This is a genomic window from Cupriavidus sp. GW821-FHT02F09 (assembly GCF_059421605.1).
The window spans coordinates 238,494-255,364 of sequence record NZ_JBWKVH010000003.1 but is presented as its reverse complement, the minus strand read 5'-3'; the positions used below and the strand labels follow the sequence as shown (position 1 = coordinate 255,364).

Below are 16,871 nucleotides of genomic sequence, written 5' to 3'. Positions count from 1 at the left end.
GGCCGGCAGGGGAGCTTGATCTGACGATCGCTTGATCGTCAGATCGAGACGCGGCGGCCAATCTCCACCACCTGATCGCTGGGCAGCCGGAAAAGATCGGTAACGTGCATGCCGTTCCTGACCATCAAGGCGAACAGTTTGCCTTGCCAGCGCGGCATCCGGCTGTCGCCCTCGCGCAGCACGATGGTCTCCAGGCCCATGTAGTAGGTGATGGTGCCCAGGTCCAGCCCGCAGGGCAGCATCTGGGGCTGTAGCAGCAGCTTGGGAATATCGGGCCGCTCCATAAAGCCGTAGCGGGCGTTGGCGCGCCAGAAACCCGGCATCGGTTGCGTTAGCGTCAGGCGCTCGGCATCCTTGATCCATGGCACCGTCTCCGTCACGATGCTCACGGCAAGGATCTTCTGCTGCAAGGCGTGGTTGCGCTTGACATGCCACAGCATCACCGGCGGCGTGCCATCCAGCGTTCGCGTCAGGAACACCCCGGTCCCGGGCACGCGCGGAATGTGCTTTGCCTGCACCTCGCCCAGGAACGCGTCGATCGGCAGGATGTCTTCGTTGATGGCTGCCGAAATCGCGGCCGTGCCCCGATGCCAGATCAACATGACGCTGTAGACAACCGCCGCCAGCATCAACGGGATATACCCGCCATCCAGTACCTTGGCGAGATTGGCCACGAAGAACCCGCCGTCGATGATCAGGAAGACGCCGGACACGGCCGCGCTGGCCCACAGGCTCCAGCCCCAGATATCGCGCATGGCGATAAACAGCAGCACGGACGTCATCAGCATGGTGAGGGAAACGGCGATGCCATACGCGGAGGCCAGTTGATCCGATGACTTGAAGAACAGTGCAAGGCTGACCGTCACCACCATCAGCAGCCAGTTGACCGTGCCAACGTAGATCTGCCCGTAGCCCTCCTCGGAGGTCTGCCTGATCTGCAGATGCGGCAGCCATCCCAGCAGGATCGCCTGGCGCGTCATGGAAAACGCGCCAGTAATAATGGACTGGCTGGCGATCACCGTCGCCACGGCGGCCAGGATAACCAAGGGCACCAGCAGCGGCGGCGGGCAGAGCAGGTAAAAGATGTTGTGCGTTGAATCGGCCCCGGACAACACCAGCGCGGCCTGTCCGGCATAGTTAAGCAGCAGGCTGGGGAACACGATGGCGGACCATGCCAGGCGGATCGGGCGCGGGCCGAAATGGCCCATGTCGGCATACAGCGCCTCGGCGCCGGTCACGCAGAGGAAAATGCCGCCCAGCACCAGGAAACTGGTATAGCCATTGGAGAACAGGAATTCCAGGCCATAGATCGGATTGAGCGCAATCAGGATCGACGGGTGCAACAGGATGCCGCGAATGCCGAGCACGGCTATGCAAAAGAACCATAATGCCATCACCGGCCCGAAGGCCCTGCCGATGCGGGACGTTCCCATCGGCTGGATGGCAAAGAGCGCCACCAGTATGGCCACCGTGGCCGGCAGGATAATGGATTTGGCCTCGGGAAAGACAATCTCCAGCCCCTCCAGCGCGGAGAGCACGGAGATGGCGGGTGTGATCGCGCCGTCGCCATAGATCAATGCCGCCCCGAACAGCCCGGCGGCCACCACCAGCGGGCGTTTCTTCTGCTTGATTCCCAACAGCGACATCAAGGCGAGAATGCCGCCTTCGCCGTTGTTATCGATGCGCATGGCGAAGGACACGTACTTTACCGTCGTGATGATGATCAATGTCCAGATCAGCAGGCTCAAGAGGCCCAGGATAACCGGTGCCGACGGTTTGCCCCCCGAGAGCGCGAGCACGGTTTTCAGGGTGTAGAGCGGGCTGGTGCCGATGTCGCCAAATACCACGCCCAGTGCGGACAGCCCCATGACGGCGAGGCCGGAACGGGTTTTAGCGGGCGTATCGATCAGCGCAGGGGCTTGCGGCATGACTATCTCTCCAGGCAACCCATTGAAGAACATTCCGGGAAGCCCGGGATGCAGATCATGCTTTGTAAGCCAACATGATGATAATCGCGAGGCAAAACCCGCGATCTGTCCGCGAAACGCGGACCGGCCCGAGCGCGAGCCGTTGGCCAGGGCCGGCGGCCCGGCAACCGTGCGTGCAGGTTGCCAGGCGAACCGGTTGTGGGCAGGGTCGCCTGCGGGCGGGCCACCCTGGCGGGCAACGCGATCAGGCTGCCGGAACCGGACGCCCGGTCAGCGGATAGTTCGGATCGTTGTAGCCATGCGTGGAGGCATGTCCGGGGCGCACCAGCTGGTCGACCAGGGCCTCCTCTTCGGCGGAGATGGGCACGCCGACGGCGCCAAAGTAATCCTCGAACTGTGCCAGCGTGCGCGGCCCGGCAATCACCGAGCTGACGATCGGGTTGGCCAATACCCAGGCGGTAGCGAACTGGCCCAGCTTGAGGCCGCGCGCATCGGCATGCGCCTTCAGCGTCTGGGCAATCACCAGCGATTCCTCGCGGAATTCCGTTTCCATCATGCGGCGGTCGGCGCGGCCTGCGCGTGAGTCTTGCGGGGGCTGCTGGCCGGGCAGGTACTTGCCGGTGAGCACGCCGCGCGCGATCGGGCTGTAGGGCACCACCCCAAGGCCGAAGTGCTGGCAGGCCGGCAGGATTTCCACCTCGGGCATGCGGTTGAGCAGGTTGTAGTAAGGCTGGCAAACCACCGGGCGCGGCACACCCAGCTGGTCGCACAAGCGTGCGACCTCGGCGATGCGCCAGCCGCGGAAATTGGACAAGGCCCAGTAGCGGATCTTGCCGGCACGGACCAGGTCGCCCATGGCACGCACGGGTTCTTCCAGGTTTTCGCCGGGGTAGTCGCGGTGCAGGTAGAGGATGTCGAGGTAGTCGGTGCCAAGGCGGCCCAGGCTTTGCTCGACTTCGCGCAGGATCCAGGCGCGCGAGTAGTGCGAATGGTTGGGCGCAGCCTGCATCGGATTGCCGAGCTTGCTGGCCAAGATCCAGTCATGGCGGTCGGCGGCGAGCAGCTTGCCCACCATGCGCTCGGAGCCGCCCTTGCTATACACGTCCGCGGTGTCGATGAAGTTGACGCCGTGCGCGCGAGCGCTGTCGACGATGCGGCCGGCCTCGGCTTCGTCGGTCTGGTCGGCGAACATCATGGTGCCGAGGCACAGGGCCGATACCTTGAGGTTGCTGGCGCCCAGGCGCCGGTATTCCATCTTGAACTCTGACATTGCGGTCTTCCTTGATGTGGCTGGCGGTCAGGCAGTAACGCGGTAAGGCGTGAAAGCTTAACGCCTGCGAGGAAATTCTGCCTGCCCCGGGGCGCGGCTATGCCAGAATGCTAGCCATTGTGGTCCGGCTCCGCCAAGGCGAAATCTAACGATCATGCTCAGCCCCTCCCTCGTCGCGGCGATCGTGCTGGTGTTCCATCTGCTTGGCGTCGTCGCGGCCTTGCATGCGGTCATGACAGTGCGCACCGCGCCCGGCGCCATTGCGTGGGCCGGCTCGCTGGTGATGATGCCGTATTTCACGCTGATCCCGTACCTGATCCTCGGCAGCAGCAGTTTTGCCGGCTACGTGAATGCCCGGCGCTTCAACAACGACCGGCTGCGCGAGGTCACGCATGAGATGGAGCCGCACGAGCGCGAGGCGCGCGACGCCAGCGTGGTGCACTCGCCCGCCCAGCCTTACCTGCGCGCCTTGCCCCGGCTGACCGGCATGCCCTGCCTGGCCAATAACGCGGTGCGGCTGCTGGTCAACGGCGAGGCGACGTTCGAAGCCATCTTTGCGGCGATCGCCGCCGCGCGGCAGGTGGTGATCGTGCAGTTCTTCATCGTCCACGACGACGCGCTCGGGCGGCGCCTGCAGAGCCTGCTGTGCGAACGCGCCGCCGCGGGCGTGAAGGTGTATTTCCTCTACGACAGCATCGGCTCGCATGCGTTGCCCGGCCAATACGTCAAGGTGCTGCTGGCTGCCGGGGTGGAGGCGCGCGCCTTCGCCACGCGGCGCGGCTTTGTCAACCGCTTTCAGCTCAATTTCCGCAACCATCGCAAGCTGGTGGTGGTGGATGGGGAATGCGCGTTTACGGGCGGTCACAACGTCGGCAACGAGTACCTCGGGCAAAAGCCGCCGCTGGCGCCCTGGCGCGACACGCATATCGAGATCCGCGGCAGCGCCGTGCTGGACTTGCAGATGGTGTTTGCCGAAGACTGGTTCTGGGCCGCGCGGGAGGTGCCGATGCTGCTGCCCCCGCCGGCAGCACCTGCCGGGGGCATGACCTGCCAGGTGGTGCCGTCCGGCCCCGCCGACGCGCAGGAGACCTGCTCGCTGTTCTTCGTCGAGGCGATCCAGGCGGCGCGCTGGCGGGTGTGGATCACCAGCCCGTACTTCGTGCCGGACGAGGCCGTGTTCGCCGTACTCCGGCTGGCGGTGCTGCGCGGGGTCGACGTACGCATCCTGCTACCGGCGCGCCCCGACCATCTCGTGGTGTTCGCCGCCTCCACGCTGTATGCCTACCAGGCGGTCTGCGCGGGCGTGAAGCTCTATCGCTACCAGCCGGGCTTCCTGCACCAGAAGGTCATCCTGATCGACGATGAGGCCGCGGCGGTTGGCAGCGCGAATCTCGATAACCGTTCGTTCCGGCTCAATTTCGAGCTGATGGTGATGACCGCGGACCGCGATTTTGCCGCCAGCGTGACGCACATGCTGGAGGCGGACTTCGCGCAGGCCTGCCAGATCGAGCGCAGCGAATACACCGCCGCGCCGACGCTGCGCCGCGTGGCGATGCACGTGGCCACGCTATTTGCGCCGATCCTATAGCCATGTGCCGTGCGCCAGGCCCTGCGCGCCGTGCGCCGTGCCTACAGATCCGCTTGCGCCGATTGCCTCGAGGTGCCGGTTGGCCAGTCGCGGCGCATGATGATGTAGGTGAAGGATGTCGACCAGCCGATCAGGATCAGGCCCACCAGCGGCTCGATGCTGGCGAGCAGGCGCGTGGCGCCGACCGGCGCGATGTCGCCCAGGCTTTGCGTGGTGAACGTTTCAAGCGAGAAGTAGAGGTAGACGATGGGCGTGATGGGATGGGCGCTGGCAAGGCCGCCCAGGCCCAGCACATGGCCCGCCACCCAGTAGCCGACGGCAAACACCATGGCTTCAAGGCTATGGGCCAGGATGATGCAGACGATCAGCACGCCAACGTTGACGCGGCCGGTCCAGCGGCGCGGATTCATGCCGGACAGCAGGCGCAGGGCTTCGTAGTGGATGGCGACCACGGTCACGGTGAGGATACTGGCGCAGGCCAAGGCCAGGAGGTCGTGGACGGTGAGGTTCATTGGGCATTCCTTGTCGGGCCGGGATCGCCTCGGTTGGGCGCGGCACGCGGGTAATGACCGCCCTTGCCGCCGGGATGTTCCCCGGGGCATGGCCGCACACGGTCACAAACTGCTTGGAATGTAACGGGGGATCACGCGCAATGCCAGCCCGAAGCGCACTGGCGCGGCTAGGGAAGCGGCGTGGCGAAGCGGCGGCGCAGCCAGCCTACCAGCGGCCCGAGCCAGGGCAGTTGCTGCCAGAGCTCCTGCGCGGCGTCCCAGTAGTCGCGATGGAGTGTCACGCGTCCATCGTCGTCAAAGCGAAAATGCGAACTACCGTGCACCTGGTAGGGCTTGCCCTTCAGGGTGAAGTGGAAGTCCCACAGCACAAACGCCTGGCCCGGCTGCCGGAATTGCTCACCGATCACAAAGCGCGGGTTGTCCGTGGCGACGAACATGTGCGCAAAGATCCGGCGGATCGCCTCGCGTCCGCGCACATCGTTGAAGGGATCCTTGAAGCGGGCATCGTCGGCATAGAAGCGCGCGATGTCGCCCAGCGAGGCGGGCGAGAGCGTTTCGTACCATCGCAGCAGGGCGGTCAACTCTGTCAACTCTGTCAACTCTGTCAACTCTGTCAATTCGGTCAACTCGGCCAATTCGGTCAACTCCGTCAATGCGTTCGGGCGGGTCAGGGGCATCACGGCGCGTCCATCACTTTTTGCAGAGCCGCAAGGCGCAGCCGGTAGGGTAACAGGCTGGCGAGCTTGAGCAGGCGGGTGAAGCGGCGCGGGAAATCGATCTCGAAGCGGCCGCGCGCCAGCCCCTGCAGGATGGCCTCGGCGGCGGCCTCGGGGGTGAGCAGGGCAGGCATCGGGAACGCGTTGTTGGCCGTCAGGCGTGTCTTGACGAATCCCGGGTTGACCAGGTAGACGCCCAGCCCGCGCGGATGCAGCTCGGCGTAGAGCAGTTCGGCCAGGTTGATCAGCGCGGCCTTGGTCGGCCCGTAGACGGTGGCGTTGGGCAGGCCCATGTAGCCGGCCACGCTGGCGACCAGCGCCAGGCTGCCGCTACCGCGCGCGAGCATGTCGGTGAGCGTGGCCTGCAGCCCGTAGTAGACGCTGTTCAGGTTGGTCTCGATGGTGTGGCGCACGCTCTCGGCTTCCAGCTCCCAGGGGCGCAACGCACGATAATCGGCCGCGCAAAACACCACCAGGTCCACGCCTTCCCAGGCCTCGCGCAACGCGTCATGCGCCTGGCGCCAGGCGTTGGGGTCGGTGGCATCCATCGGCAGCAGCAGCGCCGTCGCATGCTCGCCGGCAACCGCCTTGAGGGCTTCAGCCCGGCGCGCCGACAGGGCTACCCAGGCGCCGCGCGCAAGCAGGGCTCGCGCCAGCGCCGCGCCGATACCGCTCGATGCGCCGACCAGCCAGACCCGCTTTTCGCGCCAATCCGTCCAGCGGGGGTTGAGTGCCGTCCAGGCCATGGTTGCCTCTCTGATTTGCGCCGCAGCCGCGATTCGGTCATTGCGGTCATTGCGGTCATTGCGGTCATTGCGGCTATTGCGGCTATTGCGGGCGCCGGAAGAACACCGTGACCTGGCCAACCTCGAAACCGAATTTCGAGACGCTGGCGCGATTGATCATGGTGTGCGCGTCGACCAGGTACATCCAGTCGTCGAACTGCACGTCATACGTAGCGTCTCCCACTGGCAGCCGCAGCGTGTAGCGCCAGTTCAGCGTGTTGCCAGCGCTGTGCCCGATCGCGTCGCCCACCACGTCGCCGGCGCGGCCGCGCCAGGTGCCGTCGGGCTGGCGCGTCAGCGTCCAGGTGCGCTGCTCGGTGCTGCCGTCGCTGTAGGTGAAGTGCTCGTCCAGTACGAAATCGCTGCCTTGCCGGCGGCCCTCGATGGCTACCGTGAAGCGCTTGACCACCTCGCCGCTGCGTTTCTGGAACATGCCCCAGGCCTCGGTCTTGCCGCCAAAGAAAGCCGGCACATCGAGCACGGGCTGCTGCTGCGCGTACTGCGAAACGTCCGGGCCAGCGCAGGCAGCCAGCCATAGCGCGGCGTACAGCAGCAGGTGTTTGCCGCAGCGCGACGGGGCAAGGCGAATCATGTCGGGTCCTCCATCTGTGGTGTCTGGGCCGTGCGCAGGCACAGCATGGCGCCGAGCTTGAACAGGCAGGGCAGGCCGCCGTAGACCAGCGCCAGGGCATGGCTGCCGGCCGCCGTGCCGCCCGCGCCAGGCTGGTAGCCGCACCAGGCCAGCAATGGCAGCGCCAGGCCCGACAACGCGAGCGCCAGCTTGCCCAGCAGGCTCCAGATGCCGTAGTAGCCGGCGGGTTGCTCGCCGGGGGGAATCAGGCAGGCCAGCAGCACCGGCGGCAGCGCCAGGTCGGCGCCAAGCGCAAGCCCCGCCAGCACGCACACGGCCAGGTAGGCGCCGGTGTCGCCTGTGCCCAGGCCGGCCGCCCAGACAAAGGCGGCCACCGCCAGCGCCATGCCAAGCCGCCACGCCCGCGCGAGGCCGATGCGCGCGGAAAGCCGGGTCCAGAGCGGCAGGCCGGCAGCGCCCGCCGCGAAATAGGTGGCGAGGAACGCGCCGGACCACTGTGGCGCGCCCAGCCGATCCTGGATGAAGAACAGAGCCAGCGTAGCCGGTATCGAGACCGACACCGCATTGAGGAAATACGGCAGCAGCAGGCGCCGGAATGCACGGTTGGCGAGCGTGGCGCGCCAACCGTGCACGCCAGCGCTGTGGTGGCGCCAGGCCGGCGCGTGCCGCAGCAGCAACGCCAGCGCGCCCAGCAGCAAGGCGGCGAACACCAAGGCATAGCACGCCATGGCCGGCGCGGCGGGCCAGCCCGATGCGCCCGGAAGCCAGGTAGGCAGGACGCTGGCCAGCATCACCCCGGCCAGGCCCGCTGCCTCTCGCCAGGCCGCAGCGCGGGTCAGCGTGGCCGGCTCGCCAGACAGGCGCGCGCCCCAGGCCAGGTAAGCAATGTTGACCACGCTGTGCGCGCTGTAGACCAGTACCAGCGAGAGCGCCAGCCAGGCGGCCAGCGCCCCGCCGCGCACGGGCGGCAGCCACAGCATGGCAAAGGAGGCCGAGAGCACCAGGCACGCCAGCCACAACGCCGGCGCCAGCTTGCCGCGCTGCGCCAGGTGGTCGATCCAGCGGCCGAGGAATGGGTCCTGCACGGTGTCGAGCAGCCGCGCGGCGAACAACACCGTGCCGGTCGCGGACAAGGCCAGCCCGAGCTCGCTCGCGTAGTAGGCGGGCACCTGCACGTAGACCGGCAGGGCGGCCATGGCCAGCGGCATGCCGAGCAGGCCATAGGCAGCCATGGCGGATGCCGGGGCGGGCGCTGGGAGGGCCGGATCGGGATTGGGCGCGGTGGGCGTCGCGGCAGTCGCGCTGCCGAGGTGCGGCGCGGTCATCGTGCGAGCCCAAGCAGGCGCTGGCGCAACGCCGGCGCGCGCGTGGCGGGGTCGAGCCAGATCGAGAAAAACGCCTGCGCGAAGGCGTGGTCGTCGATCTCGGTGGTCAGCCGATCACCTGCGTAGAAGCGCACGCCCTTGCCTGGCATGAACACGCCAGTGAGCGTGTCACCCGGGCGCACGTCGACAAACGCCTGTGCCATGCTGGCGCGCCAGCTATCGAGCATCTGCGGGCTGGGCGGCGTGTTGCCGGCGCTGCCGATGCGCTTCATCTCGTCCAGGCTGGTTTCGACCAGGCGCTCGCGCTTGATGCTGCGGTCGTAGGTGAGTTGCAGCGCAAAGGGCGCATCCGGCGCGATCGGCAGCTGTGCGCTCCAGAGCTGGGCGGTATAGAGGCGAAATCCAAACACGCGAAATTCGCCTTCGCCCGATAGCCGGGCGGGCTGCACGTCTGCGTGCCAGCCCGTCGCGGCAAGCGCTGGGATACAGAGGATGGCCATGGCGAGGGCGGCGGCAGCGCGGCGCATCTCAGGCATTCCGCTGAAGCACGAACTGCATGACGTCGGTGCGGCCTTCGTCGAATCCGGCTTCGCAGTAGCACAAGTACAGGCGCCAGGTACGGATGAAGACCGCATCGAAGCCCTGCGCGGCGACATCATCAAGCCCCTGCTCGAAGGCCGCGCGCCAGCGCCGCAGCGTCTCGGCGTAATCCGGGCCAAACGCCAGCGTGACGCGGCTTTCCAGCCCGGCCCGCAACCCAGCCCTCAGGAATCGCTCGGGGCTGGGCAGCATGCCGCCCGGGAACACGTACTCGCGGATAAAGTCGCTGCTCGCGCGATAGGCCTTGAAGCGCGGCTCTTCGATGGTGATCGACTGCACCAGCGCGCGCGCGCCGGGCCGCATGCGCTGGTGCAGCATCTGGAAGTAGCCGGGCCAATAGCGCTCGCCCACGGCCTCGAACATCTCGATGGAGACAATGGCGTCGTACTCGCCATCGAGATCCCGGTAGTCGCGCAGCTCCAGCCGGGCGAGCCCTTGCAGACCGGCCTGGGTCACGCGTTGCTGCGCTACCTCAAGCTGTGCGGCGGAGATGGTGATGCCGTGCACGTGGATCCCTTGCCTTGCCGCATGCATGGCAAAGCCGCCCCAGCCGCAGCCCACCTCCAGCACGCGCATGCCGGGCTTGAGGCCGAGCGTGTCGACGATATGCTGGTACTTGGCGTCCTGCGCCGCTTCCAGCGGCCGGGCCCGCTCGCCCTGGAACAGCGCGGCCGAATAAGTCCAGGTCGGGTCCAGCCAGCGCTGGTAGAAGGCGTTGCCCAGGTCGTAGTGCGCGTGGATATTGCGGCGGCTGCCGGTACGGCTGTTGGGGCGCAGCCGGTGGCGCAGGCCATACCACAGCCGCGCAAGCCAGCTGCCGACCACGGTCTGCGGCAGCGCGGACTCATTGCGGATGGCCAGGCGCAGCAGCGCGGTGAGGTCCGGCGTATCCAGCCAGCCTGCGCGGTAGGCTTCGGCAAAGCCGATGTCCCCGGCGCGCAGGATCTCGGCACAGGCACGCCAGTCGCGCAGTTCCAGGCGCGCGCCGGGTCCGGCATGCGGATCGCCAAACAGGCACTGCTCACCCGAGGGCGCGACCAGCAACAGGTGGCCAACGCGGATGCGCGCGAGCAGGGTTAAGAAAAGACGGGCTGACGCAGGGGCACCGTCGGGCGGCAGGGTTAGCGCGCGAGATGGCGTCATGGCTTGTTTTCCTCGAACTGCGACAGGTTGGCGGAGGGGTTGGGGAAACTGGTCGGGCCGGGGGGATCCGCACCGGGGCCTGGGTCTTTGCCGCGGAACGGCACTTTCTTCAGCCACAGGCGCAGTGCCTGCCAGTGGATGCGCGCCATCACCGACACCGTGAGCCAGGGCTGCCTCGCCAGCGCACCCAGCACATTGGCGCGCGAAAACGGCAGGCGGCGCCCGCCGATCGCGGTACGGATCACGAGGCCCGTGGCGTCGTAGTAGTCAATGCCGGCAAAGCTGGTGCCGCCGGTATCGCGCAGGCGAAACGCATAGCTGCCCTCGACCACGCAGAACGGCGACACATGCAGCGCCTTGTGGCAGCTCAGCACGGTGTCGGGGCCGATTGCGCAGCGGTCGGGCGCGCACAGCAAGTAACGGTGGCTGGCGCCGAAGGTGTTGTTGACCTCGGCCAGCACCGCGCGCAACTGGCCGGCGCGGTCATGGCAATGCCAGAAGCTCACCGGGTTGAAGGCATAGCCGAACACGCGCGGGAACGTCTGCAGCCAGATCTCGCCGTCAGCCGGCAGGTTGGCCTCGGCCAGCAGCTTGCGCATCCACGCGGCCAGGTCGCTGCCATCGCGCGGGCCGTAGTCGCGCGTGGCAAGCGACAGCGGCGCCCAGCGGTCGATGCCGAACCACCAGTGGCGCAAGGCAGGCAGGCGGTCGAGATTGCAGCGCAGGTAGAACACCGGATACACAAAGCGGTGGCGTGCGGGGCGCAGGCGTTCATGCATCACGCGGCCAAGTAGCAACCACGCGGGCGGCGCGTCGGCGGGGCTGCTGGCGAGGTGGTCTTCCATGCCGCTCATAGCCTGGCCCAGTCTGGGAGCACATCGAAATCGGCGGCCACGCGCAGCGCGGACTTGAGCCCGTCCTCATGGAAGCCGTAGCCCGTCCAGGCCCCGGCAAACCAGGTGCGGCGCCGGCCCTGCAACGCGGGCAGCGCGGACTGCGCCGCCACGGCGGCCAGGTCAAAGACCGGATGCTGGTAGTGGTAGCGGCCCAGTTCCGTGCCGGGCGCTGGCGCGGTGACGGGGTTGAGCGTCACCACCACCGGGGTCTTGAAGGGCAATGGCTGGAGCTGGTTGCACAGGTAGCTCACGCAGACCGGGCGGGTGTGGCCGGCATGATCGTGCGTGCCCGGGCCCGCATCGTGGGTGCCAACGGCACCGCCCAGGTAGTTCCAGGCTGACCACACCTTGCGCCGGCGCGGCAGCAGGGCCGGATCGGTATGCAGGATCGCCAGGTTCGGCTGGTACTGCACCGCGCCAAGCGTATGGCGCTCGCCGGGATCCGCGTCCGCCAGCATGCGCAGCGTGGTGGGCGCATGGGTGGCCAGCACCACCGCGTCGAAGTGCTCGGGGCCATCTTCGGTCAGCAGGTCAACGCCGCGCTCATGCCTGCGGATGCTGCGCACGGGCGTCGATATCCGGATGGCGGCATCGCGCTGCGCCAGTTGCGCGGCGATCCGCTGTACATAATCGCGCCCGCCGCCCTGCACCGTTTTCCACTGCGGCCGGTTGTTGACCTGCAGCAAGGCGTGGTTGAGGCAGAAGCGCAGGAAGGTGGCGGCAGGGAAACGCAGGATATCGGCGGTCGCGCTGGACCAGATCGCCGCCGCCATCGGCAGCAGGTAGTTGTGGCGAAACGGCTGGCCATAGCCGCCGTCGAGCAGCAATTGGTCCACCGAGCAGCCGCTCCGGATGGCCAGCGCCAGGTTGCGCTCGGCGGCACCGTTGAAGCGCACGATATCGCGCAGCATCGACAGGAAGCTGGGCGAAAAGAGGTTGCGGCGCTGCGCGAACACGGTGTTGAGGTTGCTGCCGGCCCATTCCAGCCGGCCCTGGTCCAGCGATACCGAGAACGACATATCGGTGGGGTAGGCCGTGACCCCAAGCTCGGCGAACAGCGCGATCAGGTTGGGATAGGTGCGGTCGTTGAACACAAGGAAGCCGGTGTCCACGGGATGGCGCGCGCCCTCCAGCTCGACCTCGACCGTGTTGGTATGCCCCCCCAGGTAGTCACCGGCTTCAAACAATGTGATGTTGTGCCGACGCGACAGCAGATAGGCGCTCGCCAGGCCGGAGATGCCTGCGCCGACCACGGCGATGCGCTGGCCGCGCGGATAGGTTCCGGGCGCGCCGCTCATGCCGGTTCCTGGTTGGCGAGCGCGCGCTCGCCAATAGCGCCAGCCCTTGTGGCAGCTTGACTGGCAGCGGTTGCAGGGCGGCAGTGCTGGGGATTTCCTGAATTCGACATCGCTTTGCCTGGATGGGTGCTAAGATGGTTTCGTACCGTGTTGGAAAAAAGATTACTACATAGTAGCGAGATTTACTAATGAGTATTTTCGGCAGGCTGAGTTTCAAGGACCAGGCTTTCAAGCTGCGTGAGGACGCGATCCTCGATGCGGCGACCCGCATCCTGGCTGGCAAGGGCTTCGACCTGATGACCATGGACGACGTGGCGCTGGAGGTTGGCATCTCCAAGCCCAGCCTCTACAAGCACTTCAAATCCAAGGAGGACCTGGTCGGCGAAGCGCTGATCCGGCTGATCGACGGCGCGCTCGAGTACCTGGAGCAGCTCCCGGGCGATCTCACGGGGCTGGCGCGCCTGCGCGCCTTGCTCGAGTGGGCGCTGCGGGTACGCCTGACCGGCGGGCTGCCGTTCCTGCCATCCACCAGCCCGCATGTGCGCGAAATGCTCACGCGCAACCTGCGCTACGTCACGCGCGTGCTCAAGCTCAACCGGCAACTGGAACAGCTCGTGGCCGAGGCCAAGGCGGCGGGCGAGCTCGACCCGTCGCTGCCCGACGAGGTGATCCTGTTCAGCTATTACGCGCGCACTTGCGATCCGGCCGTGGAGTACCTGCAGCTGTACAGCAAGCTGGGCACCGACGCGATCGTCGAGCACATGCTCAAGGTCAGCTTTGAAGGGATGCGTAGTCACTTGTAGGCGGGCGCGGGCAAGCCGCGCGCTGGGGTCCTGATGCCTACATGTACGGTGCGCAGCGGGGATTGGATGCGCGCCGGCAGCGCCCGGCCCGGGGAGGCGGGCCTAGTCGAACTCGACGTAGAATTCGCCGCGCGGCCCGTCAAAGCCGACGCGTGGCACCTTGCCGTGTTCGCGGCTGGAGCGGGCCAGGGCGCGGAGCTCGGCCTGCCGGGCGGGCTCGCGCAGGCTGCGGCGGGCCTTGGTGCTGATCTCCACCGGGCCACACTGAGGGTTGTCGCAGTCGTACCGCACCCATTGCCCGTAGCTGCCTCGACGGGCACGGGCTGCGGCCTGGGTGCCGCAAAGCGGGCAGTATTCTTGTTTTTCCTTCATCGCCGTCAATGGTCTTAAAGGGGAGGGGGGCAGGGGCGGGAAAATCGGTCCAGGCACCATGCTGCCTCGCTGGTAGCAACGCAAAGTCAAATTGAAACATGGCCAGCCACGACGCCAGGCGGTCAACGTGCTGACAGACTTTGCATACAAGTCTGCGCAGTTCGCGATCGTGGTGCTGCCCCTCTTTAGAGGGGATCGATTGTCCGAGGGGCGCACTGGGACGCGGTGAGCGCGCCTCCAGTGGGCGAATGGCGCGGCTCAGCTCGTGCGATAGGCATCCAGCCGGTTGTAGAGCGTCTTCAGGCTGATGCCAAGCGAGTGCGCAGCCTGCCGCTTGTCGCCGCCAAAGCGCGCCAGCGTGGCCAGGATGATCTCGCGCTGGGCGTCGGCCAGCGAGGTGCCGATGCGCACGTTGACGAAGCCGTCCAGCGTGGCCGGCCGTGGCGGTTGGGTGGCGATATTGGGGTTGACGATGTCGATGACGCGGTCGGCCAAGATAAAGGCGCGATAGATGGTGTTCTTCAGTTCGCGCACATTGCCGGGCCAGCCGTAGTGCCGCAGCCGTTCCAGCGCCGTGCCGGAGAACACCTTGTCGGCGCCCTCCATGGCGTTGAATTCCGCCAGGAAGTGCCTGGCCAGCTGCGCGATATCCTCGCCACGCTCGCGCAGCGGCGGAATGTGCAACGGGAAGACCGCAAGGCGGTAAAGCAGGTCCTCGCGCAACTGGCCAGTGCGCACCGCGTCGACAGGGTCGCGGTTGGTCGCGGCGAGGATGCGCACGTCGCACACGATCTGCGTGTCGCCGCCCACGCGGTGGAAGGTGCGCGTCTCCAGCACGCGCAGCAGCTTGATCTGCATGTCGGGCGCCATTTCCGTGACTTCATCCAGAAACAGCGTGCCGCCCCGGGCTTGCTCGAAATACCCGGCCTTCTGCTGCACGGCGCCCGTGAAACCGCCTTTCTCGTGGCCGAACAACTCCGACTCGATCAGCGTGGGGGATATCGCCCCGCAATTGACCGCGACGAACGGGCCGGCCCGGCGCGCGCCGCGGTCGTGCACGGCGCGGGCTACCAGCTCCTTGCCGGTGCCGCTTTCTCCCACCGCCAGCATCGTGACTTCCGTGGCGGCCACGCGGTCGATCTGCGCGAGCAACTGCTGCATGACGGGCGAAGCGCTTTGCCATAGCAAGGCCGAGGGACCCTGTACGGCGCGCCGCGGCGCGCCGCATGCCGGCGAGGCGGGAAGGGAGGCGGCGGGCGGGTTGAGGCTTGTCATCGAGTGCGGCATGGGGGCGTGATCGCCTATGGCCGGGTCGGCGGGAGGTGCGTCGGCGGTGGGGCAATCTGGGGGCAGTTGAGCTAATCCTAGCGCGTGCTTTGGCTTGAGGCCACTGTTTTGAACGGTTCCTGCGCCAATGCGTGCCGGCGCGTGGCGTTGTCAGACAGACACTGGTACCGCTGCGGCTGGCGCCCGCATAAAATTGGTTGTATCCCCGGATTAACCTTGGCGCCAGGACGCACTACCGCCCTATGTTCTGACATAAGGCCAGGACCGTGCTTGCCGTGGCAGCCGGGTGATACGGTGCCGATACGGAGAACGATGCCCCACATCCTGATCGTCGACGACGATGAAAATACTTGTGCCGCACTGTCCGAGATCGTGGCGGCCGAGGGCTTCACGTCCGCCACCGCAGGCGACTTGCGCGAAGCCTGCCTGCAGATCGGCTGGCAGGTGCCGGACGTTGTGCTGGCCGACCTGAAGCTGCCCGACGGCAGCGGCATGGACCTGTTCAACGAGGTCGGCACCGCCGGCGTCGAAGTGATCCTGATGACTGGCTACGCCAGCGTGGAATCCGCCGTGGACGCCCTGCGCCGGGGCGCCACCGATTACCTGGTCAAGCCGATCAACGTGACACGCCTGCGCACCGTCCTGAAGCGCATTGCCACCACCGGCGACCTCAAGGCGGAAATCCATTCCCTGCGCGACGAACTGCGCCGCTATGGCCGCTTTGGCCGCCTGCTTGGCAGCTCCGAAGCGATGCAGGTGGTCTATGACCAGCTCAGTAAGGTCGCGCCCACCGAGGCCACGGTGCTGCTGGTGGGCGAGAGCGGCACCGGCAAGGAGCTGGCCGCGCAGACCTTGCACGAACTCTCGGCGCGCCGGCGTCAGCCCTTCCTGGCCGTGAACTGCGGCGCGATTTCCTCCACGCTGATCGAGTCCGAGATGTTCGGCCACGAGCGCGGCAGCTTTACGGGTGCGGAGCGCCAGCACAAAGGCTACTTCGAGCGCGCTGACGGCGGCACGCTCTTTCTCGACGAAATCACCGAGATGCCGGTCGAGTTGCAGGTCAAGCTGCTGCGCGTGCTGGAGTCCGGCGCCTTCATGCGCGTTGGCACCAACCGCGAGCTGCATGCCGATGTGCGTGTGGTGGCCGCCACCAACCGCAATCCGGAAGAGGCGGTAGCCGAGGGCAAGCTGCGTGCCGACCTCTATCACCGGCTCAACGTGTTCCCGATCGAGCTGCCGCCGCTGCGCGCGCGCGCCGACGACGTGGTGCAGATCGCTAACACGCTGCTGGAGCAGATGAACGGCGAGCATGGCACGCAACGCCGCTTTGCCCCGGCGCTGCTCGATAGCCTGCTGCTGCATGCATGGCCCGGTAATGTGCGCGAGCTGCGCAACTTTGTGCAGCGCGCCTATATCATGGCCGACCAGGATCTCATTGCCGATGCGCACGTGCCGCTGCAGGTGGCAGCGACCAATACGGCCGCCACCGCCATGGTCTCGGTGCCAGTGGGGATGTCGCTGGCCGAGGCCGACCGCCAGTTGATCTTCGCCACGCTGGAGCAGTGCTCCGGTGTGAAGAAGCACGCCGCCGAGATACTCGGCATCAGCCTCAAGACCTTGTATAACCGCCTGGAAGAATACGCCTCAAGGGGTGAATTGCCCGAGTCGCTGCGCGCCAACGGCACGAGCACGCCGCCGGGCAGCACCACGGCGCCGAACTAGCTTGTGCCGCGTGCCGCCAGCGTTCCTGGCACGT

General features: G+C 66.8%; 16 protein-coding genes. 3 read left to right on the top strand and 13 right to left on the bottom strand.

Annotated elements, in window-relative coordinates; translation table 11 throughout:
- Positions 1–38: 38 nt before the first annotated feature.
- Both AC07XB_RS05665 and AC07XB_RS05660 read right to left on the bottom strand, forming a co-directional pair.
- Positions 39–1,928, bottom strand: a complete 1,890-nt coding sequence (locus AC07XB_RS05665; protein WP_492374232.1) for a potassium transporter Kup — start codon at positions 1,926–1,928, stop codon at positions 39–41.
- Between the two features lie 244 nt (positions 1,929–2,172).
- Positions 2,173–3,198, bottom strand: coding sequence for an aldo/keto reductase (locus tag AC07XB_RS05660; protein WP_492374231.1), 1,026 nt, complete (start codon positions 3,196–3,198; stop codon positions 2,173–2,175).
- Between the two features lie 154 nt (positions 3,199–3,352).
- Here AC07XB_RS05660 and cls point away from each other — a divergent pair, with 154 nt between their 5' ends.
- Positions 3,353–4,786, top strand: a complete 1,434-nt coding sequence (cls, locus tag AC07XB_RS05655; protein WP_492374230.1) for a cardiolipin synthase — start codon at positions 3,353–3,355, stop codon at positions 4,784–4,786.
- A 41-nt stretch (positions 4,787–4,827) separates the two neighbouring features.
- Here cls and AC07XB_RS05650 read toward each other — a convergent pair whose 3' ends face one another.
- The 9 genes from AC07XB_RS05650 to AC07XB_RS05610 all read right to left on the bottom strand — a co-directional run bounded on the left by AC07XB_RS05650 (position 4,828) and on the right by AC07XB_RS05610 (position 12,653).
- Positions 4,828–5,298: an ion channel gene (locus AC07XB_RS05650; protein ID WP_492374229.1), complete on the bottom strand. Its 471-nt coding sequence runs from the start codon at positions 5,296–5,298 to the stop codon at positions 4,828–4,830.
- A gap of 167 nt (positions 5,299–5,465) precedes the next feature.
- Positions 5,466–5,975, bottom strand: a complete 510-nt coding sequence (locus AC07XB_RS05645) for a nuclear transport factor 2 family protein (RefSeq protein WP_492826765.1) — start codon at positions 5,973–5,975, stop codon at positions 5,466–5,468.
- Entirely contained in the window at positions 5,975–6,760 is a 786-nt protein-coding gene (locus tag AC07XB_RS05640; RefSeq protein WP_492807384.1) for an SDR family NAD(P)-dependent oxidoreductase, read from the bottom strand. Before AC07XB_RS05640 ends, AC07XB_RS05645 begins: the two co-directional genes overlap by 1 nt.
- Positions 6,761–6,842: 82 nt before the next feature.
- On the bottom strand, positions 6,843–7,391 hold the full coding sequence (locus tag AC07XB_RS05635) for a DUF3833 domain-containing protein (RefSeq protein WP_492826567.1): 549 nt from the start codon (positions 7,389–7,391) through the stop codon (positions 6,843–6,845).
- Positions 7,388–8,716 carry an MFS transporter gene (locus AC07XB_RS05630; RefSeq protein WP_492826569.1) on the bottom strand — a complete coding sequence of 443 codons (1,329 nt, stop codon included), beginning with the start codon at positions 8,714–8,716 and terminating at the stop codon, positions 7,388–7,390. Before AC07XB_RS05630 ends, AC07XB_RS05635 begins: the two co-directional genes overlap by 4 nt.
- Positions 8,713–9,243: a chalcone isomerase family protein gene (locus tag AC07XB_RS05625; RefSeq protein ID WP_492826571.1), complete on the bottom strand. Its 531-nt coding sequence runs from the start codon at positions 9,241–9,243 to the stop codon at positions 8,713–8,715. Before AC07XB_RS05625 ends, AC07XB_RS05630 begins: the two co-directional genes overlap by 4 nt.
- Before the next feature lies 1 nt (position 9,244).
- Positions 9,245–10,459, bottom strand: a complete 1,215-nt coding sequence (locus AC07XB_RS05620) for a class I SAM-dependent methyltransferase (RefSeq protein WP_492826573.1) — start codon at positions 10,457–10,459, stop codon at positions 9,245–9,247.
- On the bottom strand, positions 10,456–11,304 hold the full coding sequence (locus tag AC07XB_RS05615; RefSeq protein ID WP_492374223.1) for a DUF1365 domain-containing protein: 849 nt from the start codon (positions 11,302–11,304) through the stop codon (positions 10,456–10,458). The genes AC07XB_RS05620 and AC07XB_RS05615 overlap by 4 nt, the downstream gene beginning before the upstream one ends.
- Before the next feature lie 5 nt (positions 11,305–11,309).
- Positions 11,310–12,653, bottom strand: coding sequence for an NAD(P)/FAD-dependent oxidoreductase (locus AC07XB_RS05610; RefSeq protein WP_492807395.1), 1,344 nt, complete (start codon positions 12,651–12,653; stop codon positions 11,310–11,312).
- 188 nt (positions 12,654–12,841) lie between these two features.
- Between AC07XB_RS05610 and AC07XB_RS05605 the strand changes: the two genes are divergently transcribed.
- The gene (locus AC07XB_RS05605; RefSeq protein WP_492374221.1) at positions 12,842–13,456 is read left to right on the top strand and encodes a TetR/AcrR family transcriptional regulator; all 615 of its coding nucleotides are present in this window, start codon (positions 12,842–12,844) and stop codon (positions 13,454–13,456) included.
- 102 nt (positions 13,457–13,558) lie between these two features.
- On the opposite strand, the gene AC07XB_RS05600 is transcribed toward AC07XB_RS05605, so the two are convergent.
- Together AC07XB_RS05600 and AC07XB_RS05595 are read right to left on the bottom strand one after the other, a co-directional pair.
- Positions 13,559–13,828 carry a hypothetical protein gene (locus AC07XB_RS05600; protein WP_150984521.1) on the bottom strand — a complete coding sequence of 90 codons (270 nt, stop codon included), beginning with the start codon at positions 13,826–13,828 and terminating at the stop codon, positions 13,559–13,561.
- A gap of 258 nt (positions 13,829–14,086) precedes the next feature.
- On the bottom strand, positions 14,087–15,103 hold the full coding sequence (locus AC07XB_RS05595) for a sigma-54 interaction domain-containing protein (protein ID WP_492826575.1): 1,017 nt from the start codon (positions 15,101–15,103) through the stop codon (positions 14,087–14,089).
- A gap of 324 nt (positions 15,104–15,427) precedes the next feature.
- Between AC07XB_RS05595 and AC07XB_RS05590 the strand changes: the two genes are divergently transcribed.
- On the top strand, positions 15,428–16,837 hold the full coding sequence (locus AC07XB_RS05590) for a sigma-54-dependent transcriptional regulator (protein WP_492826577.1): 1,410 nt from the start codon (positions 15,428–15,430) through the stop codon (positions 16,835–16,837).
- Positions 16,838–16,871 lie beyond the last annotated feature (34 nt).